General features: G+C 64.3%; 20 protein-coding genes. 10 read left to right on the forward strand and 10 right to left on the reverse strand.

Annotation, left to right across the window (positions count from 1 at the left end):
• Positions 1-15: 15 nt before the first annotated feature.
• The 4 genes from GDN70_RS31045 to GDN70_RS31060 are packed head-to-tail and all read right to left on the reverse strand — an operon-like array spanning position 16 to position 3,237.
• Entirely contained in the window at positions 16-477 is a 462-nt protein-coding gene (locus GDN70_RS31045) for a chemotaxis protein CheW (RefSeq protein ID WP_038949573.1), read from the reverse strand.
• Positions 477-2,552 (reverse strand): chemotaxis protein CheA, encoded by a 2,076-nt coding sequence (locus GDN70_RS31050; RefSeq protein ID WP_028142301.1) that lies wholly within the window; start codon positions 2,550-2,552, stop codon positions 477-479. The genes GDN70_RS31045 and GDN70_RS31050 overlap by 1 nt, the downstream gene beginning before the upstream one ends.
• Positions 2,549-2,914, reverse strand: a complete 366-nt coding sequence (locus GDN70_RS31055) for a response regulator (RefSeq protein WP_018317043.1) — start codon at positions 2,912-2,914, stop codon at positions 2,549-2,551. Before GDN70_RS31055 ends, GDN70_RS31050 begins: the two co-directional genes overlap by 4 nt.
• Entirely contained in the window at positions 2,914-3,237 is a 324-nt protein-coding gene (locus GDN70_RS31060; protein WP_018317042.1) for a lipid asymmetry maintenance protein MlaB, read from the reverse strand. The genes GDN70_RS31055 and GDN70_RS31060 overlap by 1 nt, the downstream gene beginning before the upstream one ends.
• A gap of 271 nt (positions 3,238-3,508) precedes the next feature.
• On the opposite strand from GDN70_RS31060, the gene GDN70_RS31065 reads away from it, so the two are divergent.
• From GDN70_RS31065 to GDN70_RS31075, 3 genes are all read left to right on the forward strand, one after another.
• Positions 3,509-4,630, forward strand: a complete 1,122-nt coding sequence (locus tag GDN70_RS31065) for an HD domain-containing phosphohydrolase (protein ID WP_028142300.1) — start codon at positions 3,509-3,511, stop codon at positions 4,628-4,630.
• Positions 4,631-4,817: 187 nt separating this feature from the next.
• Positions 4,818-5,486, forward strand: a complete 669-nt coding sequence (locus GDN70_RS31070) for a hypothetical protein (protein WP_038972013.1) — start codon at positions 4,818-4,820, stop codon at positions 5,484-5,486.
• Between the two features lie 18 nt (positions 5,487-5,504).
• Entirely contained in the window at positions 5,505-7,655 is a 2,151-nt protein-coding gene (locus GDN70_RS31075) for an adenylate/guanylate cyclase domain-containing protein (protein WP_152103442.1), read from the forward strand.
• A gap of 8 nt (positions 7,656-7,663) precedes the next feature.
• On the opposite strand, the gene pobA is transcribed toward GDN70_RS31075, so the two are convergent.
• Positions 7,664-8,836 carry a 4-hydroxybenzoate 3-monooxygenase gene (gene pobA / locus GDN70_RS31080; protein WP_038972016.1) on the reverse strand — a complete coding sequence of 391 codons (1,173 nt, stop codon included), beginning with the start codon at positions 8,834-8,836 and terminating at the stop codon, positions 7,664-7,666.
• Between the two features lie 49 nt (positions 8,837-8,885).
• On the opposite strand from pobA, the gene GDN70_RS31085 reads away from it, so the two are divergent.
• Together GDN70_RS31085 and GDN70_RS31090 are read left to right on the forward strand one after the other, a co-directional pair.
• The gene (locus GDN70_RS31085) at positions 8,886-9,791 is read left to right on the forward strand and encodes a helix-turn-helix domain-containing protein (RefSeq protein ID WP_038972017.1); all 906 of its coding nucleotides are present in this window, start codon (positions 8,886-8,888) and stop codon (positions 9,789-9,791) included.
• Positions 9,792-10,143: 352 nt separating this feature from the next.
• Positions 10,144-10,755: an NYN domain-containing protein gene (locus GDN70_RS31090; protein ID WP_038949569.1), complete on the forward strand. Its 612-nt coding sequence runs from the start codon at positions 10,144-10,146 to the stop codon at positions 10,753-10,755.
• 24 nt (positions 10,756-10,779) lie between these two features.
• Here GDN70_RS31090 and pcaG read toward each other — a convergent pair whose 3' ends face one another.
• Both pcaG and pcaH read right to left on the reverse strand, forming a co-directional pair.
• Positions 10,780-11,406: a protocatechuate 3,4-dioxygenase subunit alpha gene (gene pcaG, locus GDN70_RS31095; RefSeq protein ID WP_038972018.1), complete on the reverse strand. Its 627-nt coding sequence runs from the start codon at positions 11,404-11,406 to the stop codon at positions 10,780-10,782.
• Between the two features lie 3 nt (positions 11,407-11,409).
• Positions 11,410-12,198: a protocatechuate 3,4-dioxygenase subunit beta gene (gene pcaH, locus GDN70_RS31100; protein WP_038972019.1), complete on the reverse strand. Its 789-nt coding sequence runs from the start codon at positions 12,196-12,198 to the stop codon at positions 11,410-11,412.
• Between the two features lie 100 nt (positions 12,199-12,298).
• Here pcaH and GDN70_RS31105 point away from each other — a divergent pair, with 100 nt between their 5' ends.
• The 3 genes from GDN70_RS31105 to GDN70_RS31115 all read left to right on the forward strand — a co-directional run bounded on the left by GDN70_RS31105 (position 12,299) and on the right by GDN70_RS31115 (position 16,160).
• Positions 12,299-13,219: a LysR family transcriptional regulator gene (locus GDN70_RS31105; RefSeq protein ID WP_038972020.1), complete on the forward strand. Its 921-nt coding sequence runs from the start codon at positions 12,299-12,301 to the stop codon at positions 13,217-13,219.
• A gap of 79 nt (positions 13,220-13,298) precedes the next feature.
• Positions 13,299-14,603 carry a nicotinate phosphoribosyltransferase gene (gene pncB, locus GDN70_RS31110; RefSeq protein WP_028142291.1) on the forward strand — a complete coding sequence of 435 codons (1,305 nt, stop codon included), beginning with the start codon at positions 13,299-13,301 and terminating at the stop codon, positions 14,601-14,603.
• 249 nt (positions 14,604-14,852) lie between these two features.
• A complete protein-coding gene (locus GDN70_RS31115) occupies positions 14,853-16,160 on the forward strand; it encodes a GGDEF domain-containing protein (RefSeq protein WP_038949567.1) in 1,308 nt (435 codons plus the stop codon).
• 12 nt (positions 16,161-16,172) lie between these two features.
• Here the strand turns inward: GDN70_RS31115 and GDN70_RS31120 are convergent, their stop codons facing one another.
• Positions 16,173-16,793, reverse strand: coding sequence for a TetR/AcrR family transcriptional regulator (locus GDN70_RS31120; protein ID WP_038949566.1), 621 nt, complete (start codon positions 16,791-16,793; stop codon positions 16,173-16,175).
• 649 nt (positions 16,794-17,442) lie between these two features.
• Between GDN70_RS31120 and GDN70_RS31125 the strand changes: the two genes are divergently transcribed.
• Together GDN70_RS31125 and GDN70_RS31130 are read left to right on the forward strand one after the other, a co-directional pair.
• Positions 17,443-20,847 carry an acyl-[ACP]--phospholipid O-acyltransferase gene (locus GDN70_RS31125; protein ID WP_152103443.1) on the forward strand — a complete coding sequence of 1,135 codons (3,405 nt, stop codon included), beginning with the start codon at positions 17,443-17,445 and terminating at the stop codon, positions 20,845-20,847.
• A gap of 5 nt (positions 20,848-20,852) precedes the next feature.
• Positions 20,853-21,524 carry an alpha/beta fold hydrolase gene (locus GDN70_RS31130; protein WP_028142286.1) on the forward strand — a complete coding sequence of 224 codons (672 nt, stop codon included), beginning with the start codon at positions 20,853-20,855 and terminating at the stop codon, positions 21,522-21,524.
• Here the strand turns inward: GDN70_RS31130 and GDN70_RS31135 are convergent.
• Positions 21,517-22,083, reverse strand: a complete 567-nt coding sequence (locus GDN70_RS31135) for a disulfide bond formation protein B (RefSeq protein WP_028142285.1) — start codon at positions 22,081-22,083, stop codon at positions 21,517-21,519. The genes GDN70_RS31130 and GDN70_RS31135 overlap by 8 nt on opposite strands.
• 10 nt (positions 22,084-22,093) lie before the next feature.
• The gene (locus GDN70_RS35255) at positions 22,094-22,252 is read right to left on the reverse strand and encodes a DUF5993 family protein (protein WP_028142284.1); all 159 of its coding nucleotides are present in this window, start codon (positions 22,250-22,252) and stop codon (positions 22,094-22,096) included.
• Positions 22,253-22,291 lie beyond the last annotated feature (39 nt).

Here is a 22,291-nt window from a genome sequence, read left to right on the forward strand (position 1 = left end):
GCCCGAGACCTCATCTCAGTTTAGAATGCGTTCCATGTTCGGAACGATGACGAACTCTTCACGCCACTTGGCAATGAAGCGAATGAACTCCGGCTTCCAGTGCATGCCGACGCGCGGTGTTTGCTGCACGTCGGTCTGGGAGATCTCCGTGACCTCGTAGACCTTGTCGGCGGTGACGCCGACCAGGACCGGCTCGCCGTCGAGCTCGAGCTCGATGACCACGATGCGCGTATCGGCGGAATCATCGAGCTGCGGCATGCCGAAGCGGATGCGCAGGTCGGCGAGCGGAATGACGTTGCCGCGCACGTTGATCACGCTAGGAACGAAGGCGCGCGCGCCTGCCACCTTGGTCACGGGGACGGGATCGATGATCTCGCGCACGAGGCCGGCGTCGAGCGCGAACTTCTCCTCGCCAAGGCCGATCATCACGACTTGCATCGCGTCAGCCTGCCGTTCGCCAGCCAAACCATCGTTCATCACGCCGCCTCGCTGATATGCTGCTTCTCGACCTTCGACTGCGCCAACGCGACGAGCTGCGCGACGTCGAGGATCAATGCCGCCGTGCCATCGCCCAGGATGGTCGCGCCCGAGAACATCGTGACATCCGAATGCAGCTTTGAGAGCGACTTGATCACGGTCTGGTGGTTGCCGATGATCTGGTCGGCGACGAGGCCGACGTGAGTCTCACCGGTTGAGATGATGATCGTCTTCTGATGACGGTCGGGCGTGCCCGATGCCGTCATGATCTCGCGCAGCCGGAGGAAGGGCACGAGATTGCCGCGCACGTTGAGGAAATTTCGACCGCGGGAGCGCTCGTCCTCGGCGGTCAGCTCGATGCATTCCTCGACCGCGGACAGCGGAATGATGTAACGGCCTTCGCCGACGCGGATCAGAAGACCTTCGATGATTGCCAGCGTCAGCGGCAGGCGCAGCGTCACCGTGGTGCCCTGGCCTGGCCGGGTCGACAGGTCGATCGAGCCCCGCATGTTCTCGATGGTACGCTTGACCACGTCCATGCCGACGCCACGGCCCGACAGCGCCGAGATGGTCTGCGCGGTCGAGAAGCCGGGATGGAACAGGAACTGATGGATCTCATGATCGGTGAGCACGGCGCCAGTCGCAATCAGCCCCTGCTCTTCGGCTTTGGCACGGATGCGCGCGGTGTTGAGGCCGCCGCCATTGTCCTTCACAGTGACGAGCACCTGTGCGCCGGAATGGACGGCCGCGAGCTCGATCCGGCCCTGCTCGGTCTTGCCATTGGCGGCGCGCGTGGCGGTGTCTTCGATACCGTGGTCGACGGCATTGCGGATCAGATGCACCAGCGGATCTGCCAGGCACTCGATCATGGTCTTGTCGAGCTCGGTATCTTCTCCCGAGGTGACGAATTCGACGGGCTTGGACAGATCGCGCGACAGATCATGCACGAGGCGGCGGAAACGGCCGAACAGCGAGCCGATCGGCACCATGCGCGCACCCATCGTGGTATCGCGCAGTGAGGAGGCCAGGCGCTCGATCTCCTCGGCGATCATCTTGATCGAGAGGTCGGAGCCGGAAGCGGCGAGCTGGGTCAGCCGCGCCTGGGCGATGACGAGCTCGCCAACGCGGTCCATCAGCTCGTCGAGGCGCTCGGCTTGGACGCGAACGGTGGCGATGCCGCGATCGTCGCGCTTGGCCTCGAGCTTCGGTTCAGGCTTTGATTCCGATTTCGGCTCCGCCTTTGCGACGAGCTGCTCGGCGACCGGCGCGGCAGCAGCCTCGACCGGCGGCGCAGGCATTTCGACTACCGGAGCCAGCTCCTCGTCGAGCAGCTGGAACAGCGGTGCCGGCGCAGGCGCTTCGACATGCTCCAGGGGCGACAGCGTCAGCTTCATCTCGTCCTGGACGAACATGAAGACGTCGTCGATCGCATCCTTGTCGCAGGCCGCGTGCAGCTTGACGTCCCACTTCAGATAGCAGTCTTCCGGCTCCATCTCGTCGAGGAACGGGACGCCGTCGGTGACAGGCACGACGAAGCAGGGGCCGAGCTTGCAGAGGTCTTCCAGCAGGTCGAGCGGATTCGAGCCGTTGCGCAGGATATGGGTTTCGAATTCCAGATAGAGGTGCCAGCCGGCCTGGTTGCTCCCGGCGGGAGCCAGCGGCGGGGCTTCGGCAATCTCCATCACCGCTGCACCCGGCTGGTCGGCCGAGACGAAGCGCTTGAGGTCGTCGAGGATGGCCTCGCCGATGATGTCGTCGGTCGACTGGGGATCTTCGATCAACGCGCGGATGTAGTCCTTGGCGGCGAGCGCGACCGAGATCAGCTCCTGGGTCGGCTTGATCTCGCCCTTGCGGACGCGGTCGAAGGCGGTCTCGAATTCGTGGGTGAAAGAGGCGACCTTGTCGAAGCCGAACATGGCGCCCGAGCCCTTGATCGTATGCAGGGCGCGGAAGGCGGAATCGACCAGTTCGCGGTCGTCGGGACGCTGGCCGAGATCGAGCAGGGCCCCTTCAAGAACTTCGAAGAGCTCGCTGGCTTCCTGACGAAAGACCTCGGTCGGGTCCATTGCGCTCATGCGCGCACCAGCTTGCCGACCACGGCGAGCAACTGCTCAGGCTTGAACGGTTTGGTGATCCAGCCGGTGGCGCCGGCGCTCTTGGCTTCCTGCTTCACCGTGTCGTTGGATTCAGTCGTCAGGAACACGATGGGCATGCCGACCGCGCTCGGCAGCTTGCGCAGCGCCCGGATCAGCTCCAGCCCGTTCATGACGGGCATGTTGAGGTCGGTGATCACGAGATCGAGCTTGCCGGCCTGCGCCTTGGCGAGCCCTTGCGCACCATCGCCGGCCTCGATCACGCTGTGACCGGCCGGCTCGAGCACCACCTTGATCATTTGCCGGATGCTGGGGGAATCGTCGACGGTCAGAATCGTGGCCATTAGGTGCCATCTTTCTTTTGCGGGAAATGCTGATCGATCATCGCCTCGCTGGTGAAGCCGGCGCGGCGAAGGGTGTTGCGAAGAGACTGTGAGAATGAGGTCAGCACCACCGGGCGGCCCTGGGCCTGCCCCGTCTTGGCTGTCGACAGCAGAAGCTGGATCGAGGTCACGTCGGCCTTGTCGACGCTCGAACAGTCGATCTCGAGCCGCTCCTGGCGGCCGAACGCCTCGCGAATGAGCTCATAGACATTGCGAATGGCCGCGATGCTGCAATCGGCGGGCAACCGCAACGACCACTTCGGCTCCGTGGGATTGAGCGCCATCGCTGCCCCGCCTTTGCTAAAATTCCACTACTCGTTTGACGCGAATCCGGTGAGCAAACCCCTAACACGGGCATCCGTACAACTACGGGTCACATTCTCGCGGAATTCGCGCAACTGTATGCAGGCGTGCACAGCCTCCTGAAATCTTTCATGCGCGGCGCGCATATCCGCGGCGCGGTTGCTCCCGTACGGCGCATTTGCTTCGCGTTAAATTCGCTCGGGTTATGGCGTGGGTTCGTGTCTTTGCCAGCGAAGAGAGCCCCGGCCGCCGATGCTGACCCAAGCACTTCTGGTTGACGACAGCCGCTCCGTCCTCAACTTCCTGAAACGTCACATCGAGGCTGAAGGCCTGGTCGAGGCCACCACCTTCCTCGATCCCGTGGAAGCGCTGACCTGCGCGCGCGAACGCGGCTTCGATCTCGTGCTGGTCGACTACGAGATGCCGCACATGGACGGCATCAGCTTCATCCGCACCTTCCGTGCCCTGCCCGGCTGTGCCGACATCCCGATCGCGATGATCACGTCGCGACAGACCGATGACGTCAAGATGGAAGCGCTGCAGGCCGGTGCAACCGATTTCCTGCCCAAGCAGCCGCAGAGCGTCGAGATGACGGTGCGCCTGCGGAATTTGATTCAGCTTGGTGCAGCCGTACGCAAGCTCAACGACCGTGCGGCGCATCTGGCCAGCGAAGTCGCAGCCGCGACACGAAAGCTCGGCGAACGCGAGGAGGAGATCATCCTGCGGCTCGCGCTCGCGGTCGAATACCGTGACAACGACACCGGCGAGCACACGCTGCGGGTTGCCAGGTACAGCCGCATCATCGCCGAGCAGCTCGGACTGCCGCCCCGGCTTTGCCGCGACATTTATCTGGCTGCGCCCCTGCATGACGTCGGCAAGGTCGCCATTCCCGACAACATTCTGCTCAAGCCCGGCAGGCTGACCGACGACGAGATGGCGGTGATCCGCACCCATGCAACCATCGGCGAGCGGATCCTGGCGGACTCCGGTTGCGAGCTGATCCAGCTCGGTGCGCAAATTGCCGCAGGCCATCACGAACGCTGGGACGGTGCGGGCTATCCAAACGGTCTGAAGGCAGACGAGATTCCGGTCGCCGCGCGCGTGGTCGCGGTGGCCGACGTCTTCGACGCGCTGACGACACGACGACCATATAAAGAGCCGATGCCGATCGAGGTGGCCCGCGGCTATTTGGTCGAGAACAAGGGGCGGCAGTTCGATCCGGCCTGCGTCGAGGCCTTCTTGTCGCGCTGGGACGAGGTGGTCGAGATCGCCGGTGAGCGGGCGACGCCGTTTCACAAGGCCGAGGCTCCGCTCACTCCGATCATGGCGTCTCCGGCCGAGGGCCGTTCGCCCGAGGCTGTCACGGCCACCTGATTTCGCCGTCCGGCCAACAGCTTGGCCCCCTCCTTTGTCGGCGATGGCCGGCTTGAACCACTTCCTGCTAGAGTGCACCAATAATCAAAGAGTGATTCTGGTCACACTTGCCTGGGCGCCTCCGATGCTAAAAATCGGACCGGGACGGGGACCAGCAAATTATCGGTCGAATTGAATGAGAATAGTCATGAGAAGCCTGATCGGCGCTGTTGTCGGCGCGTTCTGTACTGCGGCCCCAGCCTTGGCAGAGACGCCGGCCGCGATCGTCGAGGATGTGCAAGGCAAGGTCGATGGCGTCGAGTTCATGGACTATGTCGCCGCGGGCAAGATCATCAAGCTCGGGCCCAAGGCCAGCATTACGCTCAGCTATCTCAAATCCTGCCTGCGCGAGACCATCAGCGAGGGCGTCGTGCTGGTCGGCGCCGAGCAGAGCACCGTGCAGCTCGGCGACGTGCAGCGCGCCAAGGTGCCCTGTGACACCAAGGCGGCGCAGCTCTCCGAACGCGAGGCGAACCAGAGTGCGGCGACCACGTTCCGGACCATGCGGTCCGACGCCAAGAGCGCTCCGTCCAAGCTGCCGACGATCTATGGCGTCGCGCCCCTGATCCAGGCCAAGAGCGGCAGCACGCTGGTGATCGAGCGTACCGACGGCAAGGAACCCACGATCAGCGTGCCGCTCAAGAACGACATCATGATCCGCGGCAAATTCTATGACTTTGCCAAGGCCGGGAAGTCGCTGACCCCGGGCGGCAGCTATCTCGCGAGCCTCGGGGCCAAGCGTTACACCTTCCAGGTCGATGCCAGCGCTACCTCGGCGCCGACCCCGATCATCGGCCGCCTGCTGCGGCTCGAATAAGCAGCCTGCGACCGGGCGATGCGGCGGATCGGGGGACGGGACATCGTTGCGGCGACCCTGATTGCGCTCCTCACGGGCGCGATCTTCACGTCGCCGCCGCTTCAGACCCTGCAAGGCCTTTCGCTCGACATCCTCACGGCGATGCGCGGGAGGCTTCTCGGCGACAGCCGCAACACCGCGACATCGCCGGTCGTCGTCGTGGCGATCGACAGTGAAACCTACGACACACCACCGTTCAAGGGATCGCCGACGCAGACCTGGACGCGCGAGATCGGCCGGGTGCTCGGCAGCGTCACCGAGGGCGGCGCCAAGGTGATCGGCTTCGACGTCATCTTTCCGAGCTCAATCGAGCAATCGGAGATTCCTTTTGGCGACACCGCCGTTGGCGGCCGCATGAAGGGATTCGATCGGGATTACCTGATCGCGCTTCGGCAAATCTCCGACAGCGGCAAATTGGTGCTCGGCGAAATCCTGAGCAATGACCATCCGGAAGTGCCCTATCGCGCCCAGCAAGTCGCCGTGCGCAACACCGTGCGGGCGCTCAATGTCCACACCGACCACGACGACGTCATCCGACGGATGCCGCTGAGCTTTGCCATCGAGGGGCGGCCGGTCCCCGCGATGGCGGTCGAGCTCGCTGCGCGCGCGGCGGGCGCAAAGCCCGAGATTGCGTCCTCTGGCGCGACCGAATTGTCCGGCTACGCGATCCCGAGTGCCGTGCCGAACACAATGACGCTCAACTTCCGGGGGCTGGGACGCGACATCCCGACCTTCTCCTTCGTCGATCTGCGCGCCTGCGTCGAAAAGGGTGACCGCGACTTTTTTCGCCGCGCTTTCGACGGCAAGGTCGTGCTGCTTGGTACGGTCCTGAATTTCGAGGACCGCAAGCTCACCTCGATGCGCCTGGCCGGCGGGTATGACGGCACGCCGGCGGCGCGATGTGCCCTGCCCGCGCCGGCAAGCACTGTGCAAAAGTCCCGGAGCGACATCGCCGGTGTGTTCGTGCACGCCACCGCGGTCCGAAATCTGATCGAGCGCGATGCCGTGACCGAACTCGGCTTCCCGATGCGTACCATTCTCACGATCGCGTTCGCGGCGATCATCGCTTGCGCAGCCTGCCTGCTCGCACCGAGTGGCGCGCTGCTCACGTGGTCCGCCCTCACCCTCGTTTATGCAGCCGTAGCCGTCAGCGCGTTCGTCCATGCCTTGGCGCTGCCGCTGACGGAGCCGGCACTCGCCAGCCTTGCCGCGCTCGCGATCATGATCGGCTACCGATTCATGCTGGCCGATCGCGACGAGCGCTTCCTGCGCAAGAGCTTTGCCTTCTATCTCGCGCCCGAGGTCATCGAGACCATGGTCACCTCCGGCAAGATGCCGGCGCTCGGTGGCGAGATGCGCAACGTCACCATGTTCTTCTCCGACCTCAGCGGTTTCTCGTCCATTGCCGAGACCATGACGCCGGGAGCACTGGTGACGCTGATGAACGAATATCTGTCCGCCATGACGGATATCATCGAAGGTCATGGCGGTTACGTCGACAAATACATCGGCGATTCCATCGTCGCGATGTTCGGTGCACCGGCCGACGATCCCGCACACGCCGCCAACGCCGTTCGCGCCGCGCTGAAGTGCCATGAGAAGCTGTCGGAGCTCAATGCGAGCAATCCCGCCTTCGCCGGTCACGGCCTGTCGCATCGCATCGGGCTGAACAGCGGCGAGGCCGTGGTCGGCAATATCGGCTCGCGCCGCCGCTTCAATTACACCGTGATGAGCGACACCGTGAACGTCGCCTCGCGGCTCGAGGGCGCCAACAAATATTACGGCACCGCCATCATGGCCTCGGAGACGACGATGACGCAGAGCGGCGACGCCTTCGCCTGGCGCGAGCTGGACGCGATCAGGGTGCTGGGCCGCGGCGAGGCCATCAAGGTGTTCGAGCCGTTGGCGGAGAGGGACGTGGAGAGTGCCGAACAGGCGAAGGTGACCGCAGCTTATGCGGAAGGACTGGCGTGCTGGCGTGCAAGGGAGTTTGCGAAGGCGGCCGATGCGTTCGGGCAGACGGCAAAGACCGATCCGGCGTCGGCGCTGTTTGCAAAACGCGCCCAGGCATTCACCGCCAATCCGCCGCCTGCGGATTGGACTCCGGTGAATACGCTGGAAGGGAAGTAGCGGCCGCCTTAAAACGGCAGGCCCACGTAATTCTCAGCGAGCAGACGCTGCGCCGTCTCGGATGAGAGAAGATAATCCAGCTCGGTCTGCTGAAGCCGATCCTCGTATTCGAGCCGGTCGGGAAAGCGATGCAGCAGCATCGTCATCCACCAGGAGAAGCGCTGCGCCTTCCAGATCCGCGCGAGTGCCTTGGCGGAATAGCCTGCAAGGCCGGAATCATCACCGCTCTGATAATGCGCGAGCAAGGCGTGGTAGAGATAATAGATGTCGGACGCCGCGCTGTTCAGCCCGCGCGCCCCTGTCGGTGGCACGATGTGAGCGGCATCGCCGGCGAGGAACAGCCGGCCATAGCTCATCGGCTCGGCGACGAAGCTGCGCAGAGGCGCGATGCTCTTCTCGATCGACGGCCCCGTGATCAACTTGCCGGCGACCTCACCCGGCAGGCGGCGCTTCAGCTCGGCCCAGAACGCATCGTCGCTCCAATCCTCGACCTTGTCGGTCAGCGGCACCTGGATGTAATAGCGGCTCAGCACCTGCGAGCGCAGCGAACAGAGCGCAAAGCCGCGCTCGTGCTTCACGTAGATCAGCTCGGGCGACACCGGCTTGGTGCGCGACAGTACCCCCAGCCAGCCGAACGGATAGACCTTCTCATATTCGCGCAGCACATCCCTCGGGATCGACTTGCGGCTGACGCCGTGAAAGCCGTCGGCTCCGACGATATAGTCGCAATCGACACGGACAGTCTCGCCGTTCGCTCGATAGGTCACGTAGGGCCGGTCCGACGTCAGATCATGCGGCGTCACGTCCTGCGCATTGTGCACGACCTTGCCGCCGAGGCGGTCCCGCGCCTCATAGAGATCGCGCGTCAGCTCGGTCTGGCCGTAGACCAGCACCGAACTGCCGCCGGAATGCTTGTGCAGATCGATCTTGGACAGCACGCCGTCATGGGCGATCTCGAAACCGGTGTGGATCTCGCCCTCGCGGTCCATCCGCTCGCCGCACTGCGCCTCGCGCATCAACTCGGCGAAGCCGTGCTCGAGCACGCCGGCGCGGATGCGGGCGAGCACATGGTCGCGGCTGTATTTCTCCAGCACGACCGCGTCGATGCCCTTCAGGTGCAGCAGCTGGGACAACAACAGCCCGGACGGCCCGCCGCCGATGATACAGACCTGAACCTTCATTCTTGCGTCCTCCGTCGGCACTTTTTTGCAGATTTGGCGGCGCAGACCGATGGAGGGTTTCGCCATTGTCTTGTACTATTCGAACATGAGAAGCGCGCTCCCTGCCCCGGCGATCCGGGTCTACAATTTGTTCGGCGAGTCCGGCGATCTGCCTGACGTCGTGCATTGCGAGACCATCGCGTCCCGCTCGGTGCTGCACGACTGGACCCTGGCCGTGCACCGCCATGCCCGGCTGCACCAGGTGCTGCTGATCGAGCGCGGCGGCGGCGAGGCGACGCTCGATGGGCGGGTGGTGCCCTTGAAGCCGGCGCAGATCGTCAACGTGCCGGTCGGTCATGTCCACGGCTTCCGCTTCGTGCCTGATACGCAAGGGTGGGTGCTGACCATCGCCGCGGAAATTCTGGACGAGGCGCTGCTCGCCGCCGAGGGCCTGCGCGGTGCGCTAGCGCGCTCGGCCGTGGTGCGCGGAACGCCGCAGATCCGCGCCACCATGAAGCAGATCTTCGCCGAACATGCCGCGCGCGATTTCGGCCGCGCGCATGTGCTGCGGGCGTTGTCGTCGGCCATGATCGGGCTGGTGGCCCGCGCACTCACGAGCGAGAGCGGCGGCAACGGCACGGTCGAGTCCAGCCTGTTCCGCCGCTTCGAGGCGCTGCTGGAGCAGCATCACCTGGAACGCTGGAGCGTCGCGGACTATGCCGAGGCGCTGGCGGTGACGCCGACACATCTCAACCGGATCACGCGGGCGGCGACCGGTGATACCGCCTCGCACCTCATCCTCAACCGGCTGATCCGCGAGGCGCGACGCAACCTCGTCTATACCAATTTGCCGATCTCGACGATTGCCTACACGCTCGGCTTCGAGGATCCCGCCTATTTCAGCCGGGTCTATGCCGCGGCCACGGGGGTGTCACCGCGCGCCTTTCGCACCCAGCTGCATGGTGATGAAATTTGACACGTCGGACGAAAGACCGAGCGCGCCCATATTTGAAGGCGACATTGCCGCAATGGCCCTTGTTGCCGGCGCAGCCACTTACCTTCGTATATCGGGTCCTATCCTTTGCATAGAAGCCCCTTACCTCAGTACAATTGAGCAGGGCCTGCTCGCGCCTTAGCGTGGCTGCATTCGGCGCCCTGGCGCTGGTGGCATGGAACCTCCCTTACCTTGGCGCAAGACGGCCACCCCTGTCCGGTCGTCTGCGCCGCTTTTTCAGTAAGTCATCGGCGCCTTCAGTATTTTCCGGCCGACATACTGTACCCTGACAGCTGATCGGCCAGCTTTCGTGTGGACTGGAGATTTGAGCACAATGTCTTCGATTGAGAAGATCGCACTCTTTATCGACGGCTCCAATCTACATGCCACCTCCAAGGCGCTCGGCTTCGACATCGATTACAGGCGTCTGCTCGGCGAATTCCAAAGCCGGGGTGTGCTGTTGCGGGCGTTCTACTACACGACCCTCATCGAGAATCAGGAGTATTCGTCGATCCGCCCGTTGATCGATTGGCTCGGCTATAACGGATACACCGTCGTCACCAAGCTTACCAAGGAGTTCGTCGACGCCACCACGGGCCGCCGCAAGGTGAAGGGCAGCATGGATGTCGATCTCGCCGTAAGTGCGATGGAACTCGCCAAGCACGTCGATCAGATCGTGCTGTTCTCGGGCGACGGGGATTTTCGTTCGCTGGTGGAAGCCCTGCAACGCCGCGGCGTCCGCGTGACGGTCGTCTCCACACTCTCCACTCAGCCACCCATGGTCGCCGACGACCTGCGCCGTCAGGCCGACATATTCATCGACCTGGCAGAACTGAGACAAAGGGTCGGGCGCGATCCGGCCGATCGGCCGGGATCGCGCGAAATGCGTCAGTCGCCGCAATTCCTCGCCCGCGGAGCGATCAATCGCGGCGATCCGGTGGAGTGATCCTGCCGGACGGCGGCCGGATCCTCACACGTCGAAGAACACTGTCTCCTCCGGCCCCTGCAGATGGATCGTGAAGGAATACACGACCTTGCCGGCGCGCTCGCTGCGCTTTGCGATCAGCGTCGAACGCCGGGCCGTCTGTTCGATCAGGTTGAGCACGGGGTCGGCGGCGTTGGCAGCCTCTTCATCCGAGAAATAGAGCCGCGTGTTGAGGCCGATGTTGATGCCGCGCGCGACGATCCAGACATTGATGTGCGGCGCGCATTTCCGGCCCGCCTTGTCGACGATCGCGCCCGGCTTGATGGTCTCGAAGGTGACGAGACCGCTCTCGAAGTCGGAGCCGGCGCGGCCCCAGCCGCGAAACTCCTGCTCCAGCGCGCCGGCCGTACGGTCGGCCGGATGGTTGTAGCGGCCGGCCGCATTGGCCTGCCAGATCTCCAGCAGCACGTCGCGCAGCGGCGTACCGGTGCCATCGAGCACCTTGCCTTCCAGCGTGATGCGCTCGCCTTCCGTATTCGGCGTTGTCAGGACATTCGAGAAGTTCTTCTCGAAGATGTCGAAGCCGGCCATCGCCGGGATCAAGCCGATATGGACGTAGGGCCCGGCCGTCTGCGAGGCGGTTTCCTTGAGATAGTTGAGCGGCTGCGGCATGGCTCAGTTCCCCGCGGTGCGGTTTTCAAAATAGGTGGAGCGCTGGCCGCGCAGGACGATGTCGAAGCGGTAGGCCAGCGAGTCGAACGGCGTCGAGGCGTTGAGGTCAAGCGGCGCCACGAGACGGTCGAGCGCATCCTTGTCCGGGATCGTCGTCAGGATCGGACAAACCGGGATCAGGGGATCGCCCTCGAAATACATCTGCGTGATCAGCCGCTGCGCAAAGCCCGAACCGAACACGGAGAAATGGATGTGGGCGGGACGCCAGCTGTTGACATAGTTGCGCCAGGGATAGGGGCCCGGCTTCACGGTGCGGAAATAGTAGTAGCCGGTGTCGTCGGTCAGCGCGCGGCCGCAGCCGCCAAAATTCGGGTCGATCGGCGCCAGATAGGTGTCCTTCTTGTGCCGGTAGCGGCCGCCGGCATTGGCCTGCCAGAACTCGACCAGCGTGTTCGGAACGCCCCGGCCGGTCTCGTCCAGCACGCGGCCGTGGACGATGATGCGCTCGCCGACGGGATCGCCGTCCTTGGCGTAGTTGCGGATCAGATCATTGTCGAGCGGGCCGAGATCGTTGTGGCCGAACACCGGCCCCGTGATCTCCGAGACCGAACCCTCCAGCGACAACAGCGACTGGCGCGGCGAGCGCAGCACCGAGGATTTGTAACCCGGCGCATGCGCCGGCGGATGAATCGAGCGATCCCGCTGGAAGAAGCCCCCGTCGCCGAGCGGCGGCGTCAAGGGCTCGGGGCGGTTGAGGCGGGGATCCCGCAAGACTGGCGCCTGGGCATTCATCGTGTCTCTCCCTGGGGCGCCCGGGTCCGGACGCGCGGCTTATCGGGAGATCATGGGCCGGTCTATTCCACAGATAAATAGATCGATTATAATATATTGCATGAAGGAAATCGATCATTTGGCGCTCGACGGCCACGCCCTCGAACTGTTCCTCGCCGTGCTGGAGGAAGGCTCGGTCACGGCGGCCGCCACCCGGCTCGGCCTGACCCAGTCCGCCGTCAGCCACGCCCTGAACAAGCTGCGGCGGATCGCGGGCGATCCACTGTTCGCCAAATCCGGCCGTGGCATCGTCGCCACTGCGCATGCGCAAGCGTTGGCCGCGAAGGCGCGCGCACTGATCGACGAGATGCGGAGCTTTGCCGGCGGCGTCAGCTTCGAGCCGCCACGCGCGCAGCTCTCGCTGACGGTCGCCGCCAATGACTTCCAGCGCGATCTGCTGCTGCCCCGGTTCTTCGAACATGTCGCCGGCCAGGTGAAGAGCCTGAACCTGCGCGTGATCCCCTCGCAATCGCCTTCGCCCGCGATGCTGCGCGAGAACCGCTGCGATCTCCTGATCACCCCGCTGCCGCCGTCCGGCATCGACATCGTGCAGAAGCGCCTGCTCCAGGACCATTACGTCTGTTACTTCGATGGGAAGGCACGCACCGCGCCGGCCAGCCGCAGCGCCTATCTCGCCGCGCGCCACATCACCGTCGTCTATACCGACAATGAGCGGCTCGACTTCGACCGCCGGCTGGCGGCCAACGGTCTTCACCGCGACATCGCGATCTCGGTGCCGAGCTTTTCCGGCGTGCCGTCCTTCTTGCGCGGCTCGCAGATGCTGGCGAGCATGCCGAGCCTGCTCGCATCCGGCGTGATGCGCGGCTTCGCGCAAACGCGGATACCGCTGGCGTCCCGCACGCGGACGCTGGCCGAGCTGCCTATGTTCATGGTCTGGCACCAGCGCTATCAGAAAGATCCGGCTCATCGTTGGGTCAGGAGCCAGCTCGAGACGGTCGCAGCGACGGCTGCCAAGGCCTGATCGCCGTTACCGCCTTTCGGAAGACCACCCCTCGCCAAACCCACTGGTTGCGCGCGGGCCGCCGCGCTAAAATCCCCCCATGACAGTGACCGATATTGCGAGCCGGACCTACAATCACAGCTGGCGGCTGGACCCCATCATCCGCAGCCTGCTTGATACCGACTTCTACAAGCTATTGATGTTGCAAATGATTCGGGAGTCCTACCCGAACCAGCAGGTGACCTTCTCGGTCATCAACCGCTCGCGCCACGTGCGGCTGGCCGAGATCATCGACGAGGGCGAGCTGCGGGCCCAGCTCGACCATGCCCGCACCATCCGCTTCACCAAGAAGGAGCTGATCTGGCTGGCCGGTAACACCTTCTACGGCAAGACCCACATGTTTTCGGCGGACTTCATCCGCTGGCTGGCTGAATTCCGCCTCCCCGAGTATGAGCTGCGCAAGGTCGAGGGCCAGTACGAATTGCATTTCCACGGACCGTGGACCCACACCACGATGTGGGAGATCCCGGCGCTCGCGATCCTCAACGAGCTGCGCTCGCGCGCTGCGATGAAGGGCCGCGGCCGCTTCGAGCTCGACGTGCTCTATGCCCGCGCCAAGGCCAAGCTGTGGACGAAGGTGGAGCGGCTGCGCAAGCTGGAGAATCTGCGTCTGTCCGACTTCGGCACACGTCGCCGTCACGGCTTCCTCTGGCAGCGCTGGTGCGTGGAGGCGGTGAAGGAAGGCCTCGGTCCGTCCTTCATCGGAACCTCCAATGTGCTGCTCGCGATGGATAATGATCTCGAAGCCATCGGCACCAACGCGCATGAGCTGCCGATGGTCGCCGCGGCACTTGCCAGGGACGACGAGGAGTTGCGCTGGGCGCCCTATCGCATTCTCGACCAGTGGCGCCAGACTTATGGCGGCAATTTGCTGATCGCGCTGCCCGACGCCTTCGGCACCAAGGCCTTCCTGCGCGACGCGCCGGAATGGGTCGCGGACTGGACCGGCTTCCGCCCCGACAGCGCGCCGCCGATCCAGGCCGGCGAGGAGATCGTCGCTTGGTGGGAAAAGAAGGGGCGCAATCCCAAGGACAAGCTGCTCGTCTTTTCGGATGCCATGGATGTCGGCTCGATCGAGGAGACCTATCACCACTTCGCCGGCCGGGTGCGGCTCTCCTTCGGCTGGGGCACCAACCTCACCAACGACTTCGTCGGCTGCCCGCCGGACGGCTCGTTCAATCTCGATCCGATCTCGCTGGTCTGCAAGGTGTCGTCGGTCGATGGCCAGCCGGCCGTCAAGCTCTCCGACAATCCGGAAAAGGCGACCGGCATGCCCTCGGAGATCGAGCGTTATCTGCGCGTGTTCGGCGACGCCGGCCGCGTCCGCAAGCCGGTGCTGGTCTAACGGCGCCGTCGAGACTCTCTCGATCGGGTAAACTGCGCACGACGAATGCGAGGCATTGGTTCGTCGATGCCCCGCTTTGTCCGATTTACCGGCATTTGAAGCGATCTGCGCATATCGGCTTCACAGCGCTTTCACCCTGCGATGCAGTCTCCCCCGCCTTTCAGGCCGAGTTAAGCAACCATATCTTCTACTTCGCGTTGCAGGCGCAGCGCTCCGCTGGGGGTCATTGCGCGATTTGGGGAACGCAGGGTGTTTCGCAGAACAGCGACGTCGACGAAGGGACACAGCTTCCTTCATGTCATCAAGCTCGTCTCGCCTTTCGTGATGGTCGTCGTGCTCCAGGCGGCGATCGCGGGATTCAGTCTCGAGGTGATGTCGTCGGTCCGCGCCTACGTCGCGGGCGAAGCGATGTGGTCGCGCTCGCAGAAGAACGCCGTCTATTTCCTCAATCTCTATTTGCATTCGGGCGATGCCAGCCAGTTCACGCAATACCAGGCCTCGCTTGCCGTTCCCATCGGTGACGAGTTCGCGCGCTGGGCGCTCGAGCGCGATCCGATCGACGTCGAGGCCGCCCGCATCGGCTTCCTGCAAGGCGGCAACCATCCCGATGACGTCGCGGGATTGATCTGGCTGTTTCGCTACTTCAATCGCGTCAGTTTCCTTCAGGAAGCGATCCGCGAGTGGGCCGCCACCGACCCCATGCTGCTCGAACTAAGCGTCTTCGGCGAAGTCATCCGGTCCGAATGGGAGAACGGTCCTGTTCGAGACGCAAGCCGGCTGCAATTCCTGTCGTCGCGGCTCTCCGAGCTCAACACCCAGTTCACGGTGCATGCCAACCGGTTCTCCACCGTGCTTGGCGAAGGCTCCCGCGCCATCAAGCTGACGCTGACCGGCCTCAACATCGTCACCGCAGTGACGCTGATCCTGCTCCTGATCTGGCACACCAGGCGATTGGTACTGCAGCGGCAGGCCTTCGAAGACGCCCTGCATGCCGAGAAGGAACGCCTGGCGTGGCAGGCATCGCACGACTGGCTGACCGGGCTGTCCAACCGCCGCGCCTTCGAGGCGCGCCTGCAAAGCGAGCTGGACGTTGCCGCGGCGGGATCGCTGGGCCTGATCCTGCTCGACCTCGACCAATTCAAGAACGTCAACGACAGCTGCGGGCACCTTGCCGGCGACAGCCTGCTTTGCCAGGTCTCCCGCCTCCTGCAACAGGATCGGCATCCGCGTGACCTGGTGGCCCGGCTGGGCGGCGACGAATTCGGCCTGATCCTGCCACAGTGCTCGCCTGCGAACGCGGTCGACATCGCCGAACGGCTGCGGCGATCGCTCGAGCTGTTCAGCTTCGCCTGGGACGATCGCTACTTTGCGGTGACCGCCAGCATCGGCGTCACCTGCATCGCCGACGCCAGCACCACGCTCGAAGGCGCGATGCGGCGCGCGGACGCCGCCTGCTATCGCGCCAAGGAAAAGGGACGCAACCGCGTTCAGGTCGACGGCGGAAGACCTGATGTCATCGTCGTTGCAGCCCGACCGCGCGAGGTCGCGCGCGCCTGACGCTCTCCGTCGTCACCGCGGCGACACGATCCCGAGACCCACCAGATGCGCATCGATGAATTGTTCGACCTGCTGACGCAGCATCTGCGGCGGCACGGCCACCATGCGCTCCTCGAGACCGAGCGAGATGATGCCATGCACGGCAGAAAACAAGGTGCGCGACAACAGCGCGATCTTCACGTCATCCGCATCCGGTAGCAGCCGCACCAGGGGCGGATGCATCAGCGCGAAAGCATCCATCACCATCTGCAGGATGTCGTCGGGATAAGGACGGTCGTCCTCCATCCGATGCTCGAACAGCGAGCGCAGCAGATTGGCGTGCTCCGCGAAGAATTCGAGATAGGTCTCGGCAAGCCCGTAGAGCTGGCGAACAGGATCTTCGGCCGGAACCCCGCGAAGCCGGGCCGTGAGGGCCTGAACGGTCTCCCGATTGACGGTCAGGATGACCCCGTCGAAGTCGCCGAACTCGTTGTAGACGCTGCCAACGGAGCAGCCGGCGGCCTCGGCAACATCCCGAACCTTCAACGATCTCAATCCTTTAGTCGCGATAATCCCCCGGGCAATCTCCAGGATCTGGAGCCGTCGCCGATTTTTTTTCTGATCCCGCAACGATTCTTCTTGAACATTGTTCATTTTCGAGCTACTCATGTGAACATTGTTCAAATTAACCTGGAGACGACCAAAATGCAAACCCTCGCTGTTGATATCGCCGCCACCTTCGTCGACGACGCCACCGCCCTGGTGACTGGCCTTGGCCGCGCCCTGCTGCGGTTCGCCATGACGCCGATCGATCGCATCGCAAATGCCTGCGACATTGCCGGCGTGCTTGCCGAACGCCGCGCGACCTTCCGGATGTGGCGGGCCAGCCGCACGCGCGCCCGTCAAGAGGGCCGCCGATTCAGCCTGCTCCGCCGCCTCTCGCCCTTTCGTCACCTCGCCCATCTCACCTGAGGCGCACGCGACCTGCACACGCGGGTCGGCTCGAATGCAAGAACTGGTTGCAAGGAAGGACTCACCATGTCCCGATGTTCGCGGCCGATCTCGCCAGACTTCAGTGACGCGGTTCAGCTTTTCCTCATCGCTCGGCGCATACCCGGTAAGGCGCGCCCAGATATTTTGCGAACCTAACGACACCGCCTGGAGACCAACAGGATCAGAGGGATCGAGGGGACAAGGCGGGCGGCGATCAGCGCCGCAATCGTTCGTCCCCTCCCCTTCCGGTCGTGACGCTTCAAAGACAACGTAACGAACCTCATTCTGCCTTCCCAAAACAGGACTAGTCATGATCAGGGAATTGATGTCGTCACGCCGCTTTGCCCCACTGTTCTGGGCGCAATTCTTCTCGGCGCTCAATGACAACGTGCTCAAGAACGCGCTCGTCATCATCCTGCTTTACAGTGCCGCAACCGGCCACGGCGATGCGCTGGTGACGGTGGCAGGCGCCGTCTTCATCTTCCCCTATTTCATCCTGTCCGGGCTCGGCGGCCAGCTCGCCGACAAATACGTCAAATCCGTCGTCGCAAGGCGGCTCAAATTCGCCGAGATCTTCGCTGCTTGCTTTGCCGCCGCAGGCTTCTTCCTGCACTCGGTGCCGCTGCTGTTCGCAGCGCTCGCCCTGTTCGGCACCATCGCCGCGCTGTTCGGGCCCGTGAAATATTCCATGCTGCCGGATCAGCTCGAGCTCGGCGAGCTCGCGACCGGCAACGCGCTCGTCGAAGGCGCGACCTTCATGGCGATCCTGCTCGGCACCGTCGCCGGCGGCCAGTTCGTGGCGGGATCCGCGCATATGGGCTGGGTCGCATCCGCCGTGGTCGTGCTGGCCTTGTTGTCATGGGCCTTCGCCTCACGCATTCCGCAGACGACGCCCTCTGCGCCTGACCTGCCCGTCGATGCCAATCCCTGGACCTCGACGGTGGGCCTTCTCAAGACCCTGCATGCCGACCATCGGCTGTGGGACGGCACGGTGATCGTCTCCTGGTTCTGGCTGGTCGGCGCGATCGTGCTGTCGCTGCTGCCGGCGCTGGTCAAGGATGTCGTTGGCGGCACCGAGGGCGTGGTGACGCTGTGCCTTGCGATCTTCGCGATCGGCATCGCCATCGGCTCGCTGTTTGCCGCGAGCCTCAGCCACGTTCGCCCGAATCTCGCGCTGGTGCCGATCGGCGCCATCATCATGGGGTTTGCCGGCCTCGATCTCGCCTGGGCCATCGGCGTGACCGCCAAGGGCCAGGACATCACCGCGGCCGGTTTCGCGACCTCGTTCGCAGGCCTGCGTATGCTCGTCGACTTCGTCGCCTTCGCATTCGGCGGCGGCCTGTTCGTCGTTCCCTCCTTCGCCGCGGTCCAGGCCTGGTCGGCACCATCCGAGCGCGCCCGCATCATCGCCGCCGGCAACGTACTGCAGGCCGCCTTCATGGTGGTCGGCTCGCTGTTCGTCGCGCTGCTGCAGGCGGCCGGCCTCCACATCGGCTGGATCTTCTTCGGGCTCGGCGTCGCGAGCTTCGGCGCGGTGTGGTTCGTGCTGACGAAATGGGGCAAGGAAGGCGTGCGCGATTTCGGCGGTCTGCTGTTCCGCGCACTGTTCCGCACTGAGGTTCGCGGCCTCGAGAACCTGCCGCCTGCCGGCACGCGCATGCTGATCGCCCCCAACCATGTCAGCCTGATCGATGGCCCGCTGCTCCACGCCGTGCTGCCGATCGACGCGAGCTTCGCAGTGGATACCGGCATCGCCAAGGCCTGGTGGGCCAAGCCGTTCCTGCGCGTCGTCAAGCACTACACCATGGATCCGAGCAAGCCGCTGGCTGCGCGCGACCTGATCAAGCTGGTCGCCGCCGGCGAGCCGGTGGTGATCTTTCCGGAAGGACGTATCACTGTCTCGGGCTCGCTGATGAAGGTCTATGACGGCACCGCGATGATCGCGGACAAGGCCGATGCGGTGGTCGTGCCGGTTCGCATCGAAGGCGCGCAGCGCTCGCATCTCAGCTACCTCAACTCTAGCCAGATCAAGCGCTCGTGGTTTCCGCGGGTGACGGTCACTATCCTGCCGCCCGTCAAGCTTCCGGTCGATCCGGCGCTGAAGGGCAAGGCACGCCGCAATGCCGCCGGCGCCGCGCTTCAGGACGTGATGATCGATGCTCTCGTCAAGAACGCCATGCTCGATCACTCGCTGTTCGAGGCGCTCGGACACGCCTATCGCGATCGCGACACCGGCAAGGTCATCATCGAGGACGCGCTCGGCACCAAGCTGACGTATCGCAAGCTGATCCTTGGCGCTCAGGTCTTGAGCCGGAAGCTGGAGACCGGTACCGCCGTGGGCGAGAATGTCGGCGTGTTGCTGCCGAATTCGGCGGGCGTCGCCGTCGTCTTCATGGCGCTGCAGAACATCGGCCGGGTCCCGGCGATGCTCAACTTCTCGGCCGGCCCGGTCAACGTCCTCGCCGCCATGAAGGCCGCGCAGGTCAAGACCGTGCTGACATCGAAGGCCTTCATCGAGAAGGGCAAGCTCGACAAGCTGATGGCTGCGATCTCCGCGGAAGCCCGGGTCGTCTATCTCGAGGACGTCCGCGCCTCGATCGGGACGGCCGACAAGATCAAAGGCCTGCTCGCCGGCACCGCGCCGCGCGTCGCCCGCCAGGCAACCGACCCCGCCGTCGTGCTGTTCACGTCGGGTTCAGAAGGAACGCCCAAGGGCGTGGTGCTGTCCCACCGCAACATCCTCGCCAACGCGGCGCAGGCGCTGGCGCGGGTCGATGCCAACGCCAATGACAAGGTGTTCAACGTGCTGCCGGTGTTCCACTCGTTCGGGCTGACCGGCGGGATGATGATGCCGATGCTCGCGGGCATTCCGATCTACATGTACCCCTCGCCGCTGCACTACCGGATCGTGCCCGAGCTGATCTACCAGACCGGCGCCACCATCCTGTTCGGCACCGATACGTTCCTCACCGGCTATGCCCGCTCGGCGCATGCCTACGACTTCCGCACCCTGCGCCTCGTGATCGCCGGCGCCGAGGCCGTCAAGGACCGGACGCGGCAGGTGTTCATGGAACGCTATGGCATCCGCATCCTCGAAGGCTACGGCGTCACCGAGACGGCGCCGGTGCTGGCGATGAACACGCCGATGGCCAACCGCCCCGGTACCGTCGGCCGCCTCTCGCCGCTGATGGAAAGCCGTCTCGACCCGGTCCCCGGCATCGAGGAAGGTGGACGGCTCTCGGTGCGCGGGCCGAACGTGATGCTCGGTTACTTGCGGGCCGAGAATCCCGGCGTGCTCGAAGTACTTCCCGAAGGCTGGCACGACACCGGCGACATCGTCGCGATCGACGCGGCCGGCTTCATCACCATCAAGGGCCGTGCCAAGCGCTTTGCCAAGATCGCGGGCGAAATGGTGTCGTTGTCGGCGGTCGAGAGCATCGCGACGACGCTGTGGCCGCAAGCTGCATCAGTTGCCGTGTCGATCCCCGACCAGCGCAAGGGCGAGCGCATCGTGCTGCTGACGACGGAGAAGACCGCCGAGCGCAGCGCGATGCAGGGCCAGGCCAAGGCAATCGGCGCATCCGAGCTGACCGTTCCTGCGGCGATCATGGTGGTCGACAAGGTGCCGCTGCTCGGCACCGGCAAGACCGACTACGTCACCGCAACCACGATGGCCCGCGAGCAGGCGTCCTCGCCGGAGCGCGAGGTAGCGTAAGACAGATGCGCGAGGCGCCTCAATCAGGCGACGCGCGATGCCCGGGAGTGGTTCTGCTTCACGGCATCGCGCGAACCTCGGCATCCCTGAGGAAGCTGGAACGGGCACTCCAGGCGAGCGGCTTTGCGACGCTCAACATCGACTATCCCAGCCGCAAGAAGGCGATCGCGGCCCTTGCAGACGACATTCACCCCGCGATCTCCGGTTTCGCCGAACGCGACGCGCCGCTGCATTTCGTCGCGCATTCGATGGGCGGCCTCGTCGCGCGCGCCTATATCGCAAAACACCGGCCGGCCCGGCTTGGCCGCGTCGTGATGCTGGGCACGCCGAACAGCGGCAGCGAGGTCGCCGATCTCCTCAGCGGATCCCGCCTCTACCGCACGTTCTACGGCCCGGCTGGACTTGAACTTACGACTGCGATCCGCGCCCTGCCCACCGTGGACTACCCCGTTGGCGTGATCGCCGGAAACCGCTTCATCGATTCCGTCGCCGGCCTCCTTGTTCTGCCGAAACCGAATGACGGGCGGGTGTCGGTGCAGAGCGCGATGCTGGCTGGCATGACCGACCATGTCGTCGTGAAGGCGTCTCATACCGGGCTTCCGCGTCACGCCGCCGCAATCGAGCAGACCATCGCCTTCCTGCGCGATGGGCGTTTCCGCACCGCGCCGCTCACCTGAGCAAGAGATACCGAACCGGGTTGTCATCGCACTGTCCCGCTCCACATTCGAGCACGGTGGACAGCAGATTTGCGGCAACCAGCAACGCAAAGATCGCGAAGACCGCGTTCGACGCCGGTCCGCTCGGGGGCGCATTCCCGTCTCGCTTGCCGGTCACATCCTTCAAGACGAAGACGAGCGCGACATAGCATATGACGCCGACGGCCGCGATCAGCGCCCAGGTGTAGAAATGCAAGCCCAACAGCGCCGAGCCGTATCCAGGATCGCCAGGCGCCAGATGCAGCGACACCTGCCGCATCGAGATGAAGCCGGTGACGAGGCTGGCCACGAGGATCATCGCGTAGTGGGATGGACGTTCACCGAGGCGCATGTTGAACAGGAATCCCATGCCAATCGCGATGAACCCGGCCCGCTGCAGCAAGCACAGCGGACAGGGTAGCTCACCGAGCGCAAGCTGATAGAAGAATGCGACGGTCAAGATCAGCGAGATCCCGAGCAACCCAAGCATGTTCAGGATCGCGCCGACCGGCTGTTGCTCGCTCGTCTCTACAGGATTCATCTCGACACCATCAGAACGAGAATTTCAGCGGGTCGGTCGCGTGGTGGAAGAACCATGCGACGGTGACGAGGATCGTTCCACTCCAGAGCGCATAGCTCAGCCCCGCGCGCGAGCGCCAGACGCTGGCGCAGCCTGCGAGCGCCAGCAGAAAAGGCAGGAACATGTACATGAGCACGGGCTCCCCAAGCGATTCGCGCAGCGCGCGAAC

Source organism: Bradyrhizobium sp. TM102 (genome assembly GCF_009176685.1).
Lineage (GTDB): Bacteria > Pseudomonadota > Alphaproteobacteria > Rhizobiales > Xanthobacteraceae > Bradyrhizobium > Bradyrhizobium ottawaense.